Below are 11,692 nucleotides of genomic sequence, written 5' to 3' on the forward strand. Positions count from 1 at the left end.
AATTTAATATTGGTAAGTCTAACAGAGACTCGGCTTTCAACAGGTTACAGAACTTGCAATTTCAATGATAATCGTTATTATTTAGACCTATTTTCTTAACTGAGGTTTTCCCAATGTCCGAGTCCCTGCTCGCCGACACCACCGGAATCAGCGCCGGCCCGGTCAGTCAGCTGCTGGAAATGGGCGGCCCCGTCATGATCGTGTTGCTGGCCATTGCTCTGGCGGGTGTTGTTACCTTCCTTTACCTCATGTTATTCGGCACTTTTTTTGCGCCCAGGTTTACCTCCAAACTTAAAAAAGCCATTACAGAATGGCAACAAAAGCCTGACGGCAACGTGTCTGAGCACCTGCAACGGTCCGCTGGCCGATACGCCCAACTGAATCCGCTGCACCACTTGATCGTCAACACCATGAACGCCCGCAATGCTGGAACCGATCCCCAGCAGATTCGGGAGTCTGTGGCCAGGGATGCCCATGAGGCCCTTGAACCGTTCGAGGCACCGCTGAAGATCATTGAAGTCATTGCCGCGCTGGCACCGTTGCTGGGTCTATTAGGCACCGTTCTGGGCATGATGGAGGCGTTTGGAGCCATGGCCGCTACCGAAGGGCGCGCCAATGCCTCCCAATTGAGCGGCGGCATCTATGAAGCACTCACCACAACCGCCGCCGGCCTGGTTATCGCCATCCCGTTTGCCGCTCTGTCCGCCTGGATTGAATTCCGCCTGCGGCGTATCCAGAAAACCATTAATAGCGCACTGGTTACCCTCCTTTCGGTCCCCGTCGCCACCACAGAAAGCGAACCGGAGATGGAGGCCCACGATAAGCCGGCCCCTGCCGCCGGCACCAGAACCGGACGTGTCGTGGAGTATTCCGGGGACGAGCATCAGGGTCGCCTGGCCAATGCAACTGGTTGAACCACGCCCGGCACGCCCAATCCCGATCCGCATCACCCCACTGATCGATGTGGTCTTCATTCTGCTGGTGTTCTTCATGCTCACCAGCCGTTTGCTGCCGGTCAGTTTCATGGAACTGAGTAACAGCACAGGCGACACCCGTTCAGTAACTGGAGAGCCAATCCCCGAAGTGGTCATCCAACGCGACGGCCAAGCCCGCTGGCAGGGAGAGACCTACAGGGTGGATGGGCTGATCAAGCAACTCCGGGCCGGCGGCGTCAGCGAAATCAACCTCGCCACAGAGTCTGCCACCCAACTGACCCACTTTACCCAGGCCTACAGCCAACTCACAGACAGTGGCGTTACCACCCACTGGAAGCGCACACCTGGCGCTGCGGAGCAGCCATGACGGATCTGGTACCACCGCCCGTCACCTCGGGAAAGTCCTTGATGGAGCGTCTCGAGGACGCTCTCCTGCCGCTCATCAATCTGGTGTTCCTGCTGCTGATGTTCTTTATCGTGGCGGGGCAGCTGTCTGACACCCCGTTGCCGAAGCTGCCTGGTACCGGGCAACAAGCCGGCAATGAGCAACCCTATGCGGACCTCACCGTTACCGCAAACGGCGAGTGGCAAGTCGACGGACGCACCGTAACGACGGATGGTCTGTCCAAGGCATTGCCAGCACCGGATGAAGAATCCCCGTTAAAAATTGCCGCTGAACGCGAGATTGCCATGTCGGATCTGGAGTCTCTGCTTCGCGTGCTGGAGGAAAGCGGCTACCGAGAAGTCATCCTGCTGACGGAGCCCGCCAGTTGATGGGTGCCAGCAAGACCGTTCGTTGCCTGCTTCTACTCGTTTCCATTGCTATCACAGCAATTGTGGTGATGATCGCCGCGCCCGAGCGAATTCCCGAGCTGAAACCGCTCGGAAACGCCGCCGTTAACTCCGCGCCTGCCATCAAGATTTCCCTGGCCGGCAAATCCGACCCCGAAACGCCCGAACCCCAGCCCCCCGTTAAACCGGAAACGCCCCCCGAACCAACCCCGAAGCCAGAGCCAGAGCCAGAGCCAGAGCCAGAGCCAGAGCCAGAGCCAGAGCCAGAGCCAGAGCCAGAGCCAGAGCCAGAGCCAGAGCCAGAGCCAGAGCCAGAGCCAGAGCCAGAGCCAGAAATTGTGCCGGAGCCTGAGCCCGAACCGCAACCGGAACCTGAACCGACGCCGCAACCCGAAGTAACAGAACCTGAGCCCCAGGTTGATGCGACTGAAAGCGACACGAGCACGGAGCAGGTATCCGAAAACACGGCTGAAGAAGAAAGCCTCAACCAGCAGGTTGAACTCACGGCCGGACAGTCCTCCGATGTGGACCGCTACCTCACGGAACTGAGCCAGCATCTGGGACGCTACTACGAATACCCACGTCGTGCCCGTCGTCTTGGCCAGGAAGGCGCACCAGTTGTGGTCTTCGAGTTCAGTCGGGATGGCACCCTGGTGCACCACTCTTTGCGCGCCTCCTCGAACCACGCCTTACTTGATGATGCTGCGCTGGACATGCTCAAGGACGCCGAACCACTACCGGAAGTACCCGACTTTATGAAAGGGCAGACCTTCACCTATGCCCTGCCCGTGCGCTTCAGACTACGTTGAGCAATTTTTTGCCCGCTCAGCAAGATCTCGCCCCGAAGCCAGCAACTGATTGCCTGCACCGCCTCAAACTAACGACCTAAAAATCGTTACTTACTGTTATTAAAGACATTTATTTTTCTGGCACGGCCTTTGTTATGTGTTAAGTGTCCAGGGAGATCCCGAGGACACTTACTCATTCACACGTCATGGAGCAGACTATGCCAACTCCTTGTTATATCAGCATCGAAGGCCAAACTCAGGGCAACATTACCGCTGGCGCATTCACCTCCGACTCCGTAGGCAACATCTACGTTGAAGGTCACGAAGACGAAGTGCTGGTTCAGGAATTCAGCCACGTTGTTACCGTTCCGACCGATCCGCAGTCTGGCCAGCCGTCCGGTCAGCGCGTTCACAAGCCGTTCAAGTTCACCTCTGCGCTGAACAAAGCAACCCCACTTATGTACAACGCCCTGGCGTCTGGCGAAATGCTGCCGAAGGTTGAGCTGAAGTGGTACCGCACCTCTGTTGAAGGCAAGCAGGAGCACTTTTTCTCCACCATCCTGGAAGATGCCACCATTATCGACATCCAGTGCAACATGCCGCATTGCCAGGACGCCGCCAGCGCTGACTTCACCCAGCTGGTCACCGCGTCCCTGTCCTACCGTAAAGTGACCTGGGAACACGCTGTTGCCGGTACTTCCGGTGCGGACGACTGGCGTTCGCCGATCGAAGGCTAAGCCTCCGGTCCACGCAGTCACAACGGCCAGCCTTTGCTGGCCGTTGTTGTTTTTACGGCAAGCCCGACACCCGGTATGATCAGGGCATGAGTGTTTCCCGCCACTTCCACATGTGTCTGATCGATGACTATTGAAGCACCCACGGCTCGCAGTATCGGCCAGCTAATGTGCGATACAACGCACGCCATACTATGGACGCCCGCCCGACAATGGGTTCGCGACCAACTACCCGCCACGACTCTGCTTTGCCGTGTCGGCTCGGGACAGGCCACCTACCATCGTTTTGATCCGCGCCTGAAACAGCACCAGATTACCTACGGCAAACGCATGATCATGGACAAGCACCAGCCCGATGCAGTTAGCGGTTGGCTTTCCGGAAGGGAGATCCGCCAGAGAGAGTATTTCGGGGGGACCGTCACCACTTTGAACCTGCTGGCGCACACCTGTTGCCACGAATTTGCGCACCTGCTTCAACATGTGTCGGGCAAGCGCTATCGCGGCTCCGTTCACAATCAGCATTTCTACCGGATACTGGACGAGCTCCACACCAGCGGCGGCGCTGAGGCAGCCAGGCGCCATCTCGCCGCCCAGGCCGAAAAAGCAGGGCTTTCCGTGCCCGACGTTCCTATCCACGCGCCGGACTGCCGTCAGCTCGTGGCCAACTGGGCCGTGGGAGATGCCGTGGCGTTTGGCGCCGGCAAACGAGAGCTCGAAGGCAGGATCATCCGGGTAAACCGGAAAACCTGCACCGTGGAGGGCACCGGGCGCTGCCGCGGTTTGCGATACCGGGTCCCCCTGGTTCTGCTACGCGCTCTCGCGGACTGATGCCGCAAGCAGATCGCGCAGCTCCGGAATACAGGAGCCGCAATTTGTGCCGCATTTCAGGTTATTACCCAGGGCTTCTACCGACTTCGCCCCGTTGGCGATGGCACCAGCGATCTGGTTTTCCCCTACCTGAAAGCAACTGCAGATCATGGCGCCCGGATCTTCCACATCTACGTCCCGCGCAGCCAACAGCGCCCGACGACTGGCGTCGCAGAGTTCTGCTTCGGCAAAACAGCCGTCCAACCAACTGGCGTCCGGTATTAACACAGGGTCGCTGTCGACCATCAACACCGCCTCCAGTTGCCCGTTGACCAGCCGGGCAGCGCGAAACCGCCCCTGCGCCGCATCGGCCATGACCAGATGCGCTTTTCCGCCCAGCCACTCAGTCATCGACGCAGGCCAATCAACCGACTGTCGCCCGGCCAGCCACCAACTGTCGCTGTGATGCAACGGCACCTGGCACCAGTAGTCAGCCTGCCAGCGCCGGGGCCGATTGCGCCTGACCAGCAATCGTGCATGCCAGCGGGCGCGAAACGGCGTTATGTCGGCTCGCCCGTGTTTGGCCTCCGGCTGACCCGAGACAGGGTCTGTCACTGATTCGGTAAGCAGCGTGGCAACCCCACTGGACGCAAACTGCCGGTTCCAGTGGATGGGTATAAACACCTCGCCCCGCCGCTGTTCGGGGCTCTTGCGGACTCGCCCCACGTAACAGCCGTCACCACGTCTCAACCGGGCCAGATGCCCCTCCATAAGCTGATGCGTGACCATGTCGTCGGGATGCATGTCCACATAGGGCTCCGAGCGGTGGGTCAGTAGCCTTGGGGTGTTGGCGGTTCGGGTCATGGTGTGCCACTGGTCCCGTATACGGCCGGTATTGACCACCAAAGGGTAGTCGTCGCTGGTTTGTTGGGCGGCCAATCGAGTTTCGATGGCGACAAATCGGGCGCGCTGATTGTCAGTGACAAAACGGCCATCAGAAAACAGTCTCGTCGAGCCTTCAGTTTCCGCTCCAGCGCCCTTCAGAACCGGCCATTGCACTGGGGTCAGCGCCTCATAGCCGGCATCCGAAAGGTTGGCCAGCCCGGCAAGGTTAAACAGGCGCTCGCCATTGTTCTTGTGAGCGGACAGGGCCGCGTGTTCACGAAAGATATCCGCGGGCCGCTTATAGCCAAATGCTTCGCCGAACCCCAGTTTTTTGGCCACGGCACTCATGATCCACCAATCCGGCTTTACCTCAGCCGGGAGGGGCAGGAAGCGGCGCTGCCGGGAAATTCGCCGTTCCGAATTGGTGACGGTGCCGTCCTTCTCACCCCAGCCAGCGGCAGGGAGAAGAATGTCAGCGAGGTCTGTGGTGTCGGTGTGAGCAACACAGTCTGAAACAATCACAGTGGGACAACGTGCCAGGGCTTCCCGGACCCGAGCCGAATCCGGCAGGCTGACCGCCGGGTTGGTCCCCATGATCCAGATCACCCGGATATCGCCACGGTGAACGGCCTCAAACATATCCACCGCCTTCAGGCCCGGGCCATCGGCCACCGCACCGGTGCCCCAGAAATCCGCCACGCGTGATCGGGCACCCGGGCTGTCGTAATCCATGTGAGCCGCCAGGGTATTTGCAAGCCCGCCCACTTCCCGTCCACCCATGGCATTGGGCTGGCCGGTCAGGGAGAAGGGTCCCGCACCAGGCTTGCCAACCCGGCCCGTCGCCAGATGGCTGTTGATAATGGCATTGCCCTTATCGGTGCCAGCAATCGACTGGTTTATCCCCTGGGAAAAACCGGTGACCGTTCGCGGCGTCTGAGCAAACCAGGTATAGAAGGTTTCGACATCCTCCGGCGCAAGATCACACTGCTCTGCCACCGACTCGACGCTTGGGGCAGCCGCTTGTGCACTTGCCAATGCGTTATCGAAATCCTGGCAATGCGCATCAATGTAGGCCTGGTCCAGGCCACCGTGATCGGCGAGCCAACTCAGCAAACCGTTGAACAACACCGTATCCGTGCCTGGCCGCAACGCCAGGTGAAGGTCCGCCAGTTCACTGGTGGCGGTGCGGCGCGGATCAATCACAACCACTCGACGCCCATCCCGCGCACTGGCCTTCATACGCTGGTAAAGCACCGGATGCGCCCACGCGGCGTTACTGCCCGCCAGCACCAGCAGATCCGCCAGTTCAAGGTCTTCGTAGCAACCGGGGACCACATCCGCCCCAAAGGCCCGTTTGTGAGCAGCCACAGCGGACGACATACACAGCCGGGAGTTGGTATCCACATGGGGTGTGCGAATGAAGCCTTTGGCCAGCTTGTTGGCGACGTAGTAGTCCTCGGTCAATAGCTGGCCGGACAGGTAAAAGGCCACCGACTGTGGTCCGTGAGTCTTGACGCTGTCCTGTATCGCGTGCGCCACCTCATCCAGCGCCTGCGCCCATTCAGTGCGACGCCCTCTGACAACCGGGAACAGCAACCGTCCGTCTTCCTGGCCGGTGGTTTCGTGAAGACTCGCACCTTTTACACACAAGCGCCCCTTGTTCGCAGGGTGGTCTTTGTCCCCGGCCACCGCTGTGCCGCTGTCGGAATAGGCCATCACACCACAACCCACCCCGCAATAGGGGCAGGTGGTCTGAACCGGGTCCTGGCCAGTCGTGTTGAGTAAGTCCACGGTGTCTCCTGAGTGTTGCACGCACAAAAAAACCGCAATGTCCGGAGCCCCCTGAGTAAACGGGAACCGGGCATGCGGGCTTCGTTGCCAGCATTCAGTACCGGGATCAGGTGACCCCGGGCCTGGCTGTTTATGGTTGGCGTGTCAGCTATCGCTATAAATGTTTCCCATAGCCTGTGCAAATCCGGGGCCACTCCCCGCGAAAACCGGCCAGCGGGTGTTTCAGCGAACCCTGATACCGCTCAACACCCGTCGCCAGGAGTCATAACAGTGCAAAACGCTTAAAAACGCCCAATCAGAGCGCACGATTGACGAATGAAAACACCCACCCATGACCTTGAGAAACGGCCACTCCACCGCTCGCCAGGCACTTCCCGCGACCCTGGCAAATTTATTGCAGCAACGCTGATGGAACCGTTTTTCTGACAGGCTTAAATAGAAAGGCACCCAATGCCTTTATATCGAGGAAACCATCATGAATTCGCCAGAACCCCTTCGCATCCTTCTGATCGACAAGGACCCCGAACGGGCAAGCCAGGTCTGCCAGGCACTCAGACATGAGGGCCATGAAGTCATTCGCCAGCGCCCGGATGCCACCGGCCTGACCGCAGCGGTTGCCCGCGACCAGCCGGACATGGTGATTATTGATATGGACTCGCCAGACCGGGACACCCTGGAGAACATGAGCACCCTCAACACTCACGCGCCCAGGCCCATCGTATTCTTCGCCGACCAGCCCGGTGACCGCGCCACCATCCACGCTGCAGTGAAGGCGGGCGTCAGTGCCTACGTTGTCGACGGCATTCAGCCGGAACGGGTTCGCTCGATCATCGACTCGGCCGTGGCGCAGTTCGAATCCTTTCAGGCACTGAGAGCCGAGCTGGAGGAAACCCGTTCGGCACTGGAAGACCGTAAAGTTATTGAGAAAGCCAAAGGGCTGATCATGCGGCATGAGAACTGCGACGAGGAAACGGCCTATCGTATGTTACGCAGCTCAGCCATGGAGCACAGTGAACGCCTGGCGGTGATGGCGGGACGTGTCATCAACCTGTTAGAGAGACATAGCCGGGGCTCAGCCGGTGCCATCCAGCAAGCATCCTGATCAGCGTTGTTAGGGAGTATCCATGGTTCGCCCAACCCCGCTTCACAAACGTCCCGGATTCAATGTCCGCCTCGGTTTTGTACCACTGCTGGATAGTGCACCACTGATTGTTGCGCGGGAGCTGGGGCTGTTTGATGCCGAAGGGCTGGACGTGGAACTGGTGCGCGAAGGCTCCTGGGCGTCATTGCGTGACAAGGTCAGCTTTGGCCTGCTGGACGGCGGCCATATGCTGGCGCCGATGCCTCTGAGTATGTCCCTGGCGAGCGACCGCCCCAAAGTGCCCATTGTGGTCGGCATGGTACTGAGCCGCAACGGCAACGGAATTACCCTCAGCGCTCGGCTGCACCACGAACTGATCCGTTCAGCCACGGACCTGGAGAATCCCATCGCCACCGCGCGCGCGCTGATACGCGTGGCCAGGGACAGGGGCGAGCCAATACGACTGGCCTCCGTGGCGCCCTGGTCCAGCCATGATCTTCAGCTCCGGGACTGGCTGGCCTCTGCCGGGCCAGACGCGGAACAGCACGTGCAGATCATCCCGGTATCCCCTATACAGATGGTGGACGCGTTTCGATCAAACTCCATCGAAGGCTGCTGCGTCGGTGAGCCCTGGAACAGCTTGCTGGAGTACGAGGAGTTGGGGCATATTCTCCATTCCGGCCACCAGATCTGGCAGAACGCCCCGGAAAAAGTTCTGGGTATGCGAGCCGACTGGACGGAGCAGCACGACGTGATGCACCGGCACCTGTTGCGGGCACTGCTTGCAGCCTGTCAGTGGCTGGATAACCCTCACAACCACGGCCTGCTGCGGGACATCCTGGCCAGGCCCGAGTACCTGGGTGAACAAATCAACGTGCTGGACAACCACCCGTACAGTCTGTTCCATCCACGATTGCACCAACACTTTTTTCGCCAATCCGCCAATTTCCCCTGGCTGTCACAGGCCCATTGGCTCGCGACTCGCCTGACCCTCCGCGGGCAACTCGGCCCGGTGGACGACACCATGGTGCGCCGGGTGATAAGGCCCGACCTGTTCCGTGACGCTGCCGCCTCCATGGGCATTGACGCACCGGTTATCGACAGCAAAACCGAGGGCCGGCACCAACTCCCCTTTACCCTGTCGGGGCGCTACGGCCCCGTGGATGTTGCCAGCGACCGCCTGCTGGGAGAGCACCTTCACGACTGGCTGGCCGACAACCCCATGGCCACGCCCAATAAAGAAGCGTCACGCACTAAAACAGCCACGAAAAACCGCCCTCAATAACGCCCCTCTTTACAAAAACTCAGATATTTTTATATCTATCAACAAATTACAAAGATGGCACGCAGACTGCTTAGTCAACATAGACGATCTTGCATTCACTGCGCGGGTAAACGGCAGTGACGAAAACTGACAGAACATCAGGCATTGAGGCCTGCGTCCCGGAAACGGGGGGCAGGCTTTTTTTTGTCTGAATAATACTCCGGGAGAGCACCATGCATCTGAGAACACTGGCAGCGACATTCTTGATCTTGACGGCGGCGTGCTCTGCACACGCCGACATCGGCCCGGCCGAAAAGCCAGACCTGAAACTCGGCTTCATCAAACTGACCGATATGGCGCCATTGGCCATTGCCTGGGAACAGGGGTTTTTCCTGGATGAGGGCCTGTTTGTTGAACTGGAAGCCCAGGCCAACTGGAAAGTCCTGCTGGATGGCGTCGTGACCGGCACCCTGGATGGCGCCCACATGCTGGCGGGCCAGCCATTGGGGGCCACTATCGGCTACGGCACCCAGGCGGACATTATCACTGCCTTCAGCATGGACCTGAATGGTAACGGTATCACCGTATCCAACGACGTCTGGGAGCAAATGCGCCCACACATCGACGATGGCAGCGACGGCAACCCCGCTCATCCCATCAATGCCGCTGCCCTGAAGCCGGTCATCGAACAGTACCGTGACAAGGGCGAGCGATTTCGCATGGGCATGGTTTTTCCCGTGTCCACCCACAACTACGAACTTCGTTACTGGCTCGCTGCAGGCGGCCTGAACCCGGGCTTTTATGCGCCCCAGCGCGGTGACACCAGCGGCAACATCGACGCCGACGTTCACCTGTCAGTCACCCCGCCACCGCAGATGCCCGCCACCATGGAAGCCGGCACCATTCAGGGCTATTGCGTGGGTGAGCCCTGGAACCAGCAAGCGGTGTTCAAAGGCATCGGCGTGCCGGTCATCACTGACTACGAAATCTGGCCCAACAACCCCGAAAAAGTGTTTGGTGTGACCGAAGCCTGGGCAGAACAGTATCCCAACACCCATCTCCGGCTGCTTCGTGCGCTGATCCGTGCCGCCCACTGGCTGGACGAGAACGACAATGCCAATCGTGAAGAGGCGGTCAAAATCCTGTCCCGCTCAAGCTACGTGGGCGCAGACGAGGAAGTGATCGCCAACTCCATGACCGGCACCTTCGAGTATGAGAAAGGCGACGTGCGTATAGTGCCGGACTTCAACGTGTTCTTTCGCTACTACGCCACCTACCCGTATCCCTCCGATGCCATCTGGTACCTGAGCCAGATGCGTCGCTGGGGCCAGATTCCCGAGCCGAAATCCGACGACTGGTATATGGAAACCGCAGCCAAGGTTTATCGCGCGGATATCTACAAGGAAGCAGCCCGAACCCTGATCGAGGACGGCACGCTCAAAGCGGAGGATTTCCCGGACCTGGATGCAGAAAACTTTGCGCGCCCGCACCAGGGCGAGCTGATCGACGGCGTGGCCTTCACTCCGAGGGAACCGAACGCCTACATCGACAGCTTTGAGATTGGCCTGAAAGGCTCGCAAACCCCTTAAGACTTGAGTGTCAGGAGACATCACATGACCACGCTCAGCCAGACCGACTCGTTATCATCAGGCCAACGCTGGCTCCGTGCGCTGATGGAAAAACTGTCCGGCCAGAATCTGGCCGAAACCGGCCGCCAGTTGTTGCTGCCAGCCATCGGTATCGCGCTGTTCCTGGGCTTCTGGCACTTGGCCGCGCCTCAGGTGCAAACATCGCTGGGCGCCTTCCCGGGCCCGGCCGATGTGTTGGAGCAGTCTGGGCAATTGTGGCAGGAACACAGCAACCAGCGGGACCGGGCGGCGCAGTTTGTCACTATGCAGGAGGAGCGAAACGAGCGCATCCTGGCGGAGAACCCGGACGCGGAAGTGAAAATCCGCGACTATCCCGGCGCACCCACGTTCGTCGACCAGATCTTCACCAGCCTCGGCACCGTGCTGGCCGGTTTCGTGCTGGCCACCATCATCGCCGTGCCGCTGGGTATCATCATCGGCCTGAACCGTCACTTCTCGGCGGCCATCAATCCTCTGATCCAGATCTTCAAACCGGTATCGCCACTGGCCTGGCTGCCGCTGGTCACGATGGTGGTCTCCGCCACGTATGTCAGTGATGACCCGATGTTCGAGAAGTCGTTCCTGACATCGATGATCACGGTCACCCTGTGCAGCCTGTGGCCGACGCTGATCAACACCAGTGTGGGGGTGTCAGCGGTAAATCCCGATCTTTTAAACGTTTCAAAAGTGCTGCAACTGTCATTCTGGACTCACGTTCGCAAGGTCGTGTTGCCGTCATCTGTTCCGATGATCTTCACCGGTCTGAGAGTGTCCCTGGGCATCGCCTGGATGGTCCTCATTGCCGCCGAAATGCTGGCCCAGAGCCCCGGCCTCGGAAAATTTGTCTGGGACGAATTCCAGAACGGCAGCAGTGAATCCCTGAGCCGAATAATGGTGGCGGTACTGGCCATCGGTTTTATTGGCTTCCTTCTTGATCGAATCATGCTACTGATTCAGAAAAAAGTAGCCTGGAACGAATAGAACTCA

The 11,692-nt window shown here is 59.2% G+C and carries 11 protein-coding genes; 10 read left to right on the forward strand and 1 reads right to left on the reverse strand.

Features of this window, described 5'->3' with window-relative positions:
- Nucleotides 1-113: 113 nt before the first annotated feature.
- The 6 genes from MDG893_RS17460 (at nt 114) to MDG893_RS17485 (ending at nt 4,077) form a co-directional block, all read left to right on the forward strand.
- Nucleotides 114-914, forward strand: a complete 801-nt coding sequence (locus tag MDG893_RS17460; RefSeq protein ID WP_007155153.1) for a MotA/TolQ/ExbB proton channel family protein — start codon at nt 114-116, stop codon at nt 912-914.
- A complete protein-coding gene (locus tag MDG893_RS17465; RefSeq protein WP_007155154.1) occupies nt 901-1,302 on the forward strand; it encodes an ExbD/TolR family protein in 402 nt (133 codons plus the stop codon). The genes MDG893_RS17460 and MDG893_RS17465 overlap by 14 nt, the downstream gene beginning before the upstream one ends.
- On the forward strand, nt 1,299-1,709 hold the full coding sequence (locus MDG893_RS17470) for an ExbD/TolR family protein (protein ID WP_007155155.1): 411 nt from the start codon (nt 1,299-1,301) through the stop codon (nt 1,707-1,709). The genes MDG893_RS17465 and MDG893_RS17470 overlap by 4 nt, the downstream gene beginning before the upstream one ends.
- Entirely contained in the window at nt 1,709-2,536 is an 828-nt protein-coding gene (locus tag MDG893_RS17475) for an energy transducer TonB (protein WP_007155156.1), read from the forward strand. Before MDG893_RS17470 ends, MDG893_RS17475 begins: the two co-directional genes overlap by 1 nt.
- A 197-nt stretch (nt 2,537-2,733) precedes the next feature.
- On the forward strand, nt 2,734-3,252 hold the full coding sequence (locus MDG893_RS17480; RefSeq protein WP_007155157.1) for an Hcp family type VI secretion system effector: 519 nt from the start codon (nt 2,734-2,736) through the stop codon (nt 3,250-3,252).
- 123 nt (nt 3,253-3,375) lie between these two features.
- The gene (locus MDG893_RS17485) at nt 3,376-4,077 is read left to right on the forward strand and encodes a hypothetical protein (RefSeq protein ID WP_040474740.1); all 702 of its coding nucleotides are present in this window, start codon (nt 3,376-3,378) and stop codon (nt 4,075-4,077) included.
- On the opposite strand, the gene MDG893_RS17490 is transcribed toward MDG893_RS17485, so the two are convergent.
- Complete coding sequence (locus MDG893_RS17490; protein WP_050776524.1) at nt 4,057-6,732, reverse strand: nitrate reductase; 2,676 nt, start codon at nt 6,730-6,732, stop codon at nt 4,057-4,059. The genes MDG893_RS17485 and MDG893_RS17490 overlap by 21 nt on opposite strands.
- Before the next feature lie 475 nt (nt 6,733-7,207).
- On the opposite strand from MDG893_RS17490, the gene MDG893_RS17495 reads away from it, so the two are divergent.
- The 4 genes from MDG893_RS17495 to MDG893_RS17510 all read left to right on the forward strand — a co-directional run bounded on the left by MDG893_RS17495 (nt 7,208) and on the right by MDG893_RS17510 (nt 11,686).
- A complete protein-coding gene (locus tag MDG893_RS17495; RefSeq protein ID WP_007155161.1) occupies nt 7,208-7,834 on the forward strand; it encodes an ANTAR domain-containing response regulator in 627 nt (208 codons plus the stop codon).
- A 22-nt stretch (nt 7,835-7,856) separates the two neighbouring features.
- Nucleotides 7,857-9,098 carry an ABC transporter substrate-binding protein gene (locus MDG893_RS17500; protein WP_007155162.1) on the forward strand — a complete coding sequence of 414 codons (1,242 nt, stop codon included), beginning with the start codon at nt 7,857-7,859 and terminating at the stop codon, nt 9,096-9,098.
- Between the two features lie 212 nt (nt 9,099-9,310).
- Nucleotides 9,311-10,666, forward strand: a complete 1,356-nt coding sequence (locus MDG893_RS17505; RefSeq protein WP_007155163.1) for a CmpA/NrtA family ABC transporter substrate-binding protein — start codon at nt 9,311-9,313, stop codon at nt 10,664-10,666.
- Between the two features lie 24 nt (nt 10,667-10,690).
- Nucleotides 10,691-11,686, forward strand: a complete 996-nt coding sequence (locus MDG893_RS17510) for an ABC transporter permease (RefSeq protein ID WP_007155164.1) — start codon at nt 10,691-10,693, stop codon at nt 11,684-11,686.
- Nucleotides 11,687-11,692 lie beyond the last annotated feature (6 nt).

Origin of the sequence: Marinobacter algicola DG893 (assembly GCF_000170835.1) — a bacterium.
GTDB lineage: Bacteria > Pseudomonadota > Gammaproteobacteria > Pseudomonadales > Oleiphilaceae > Marinobacter > Marinobacter algicola.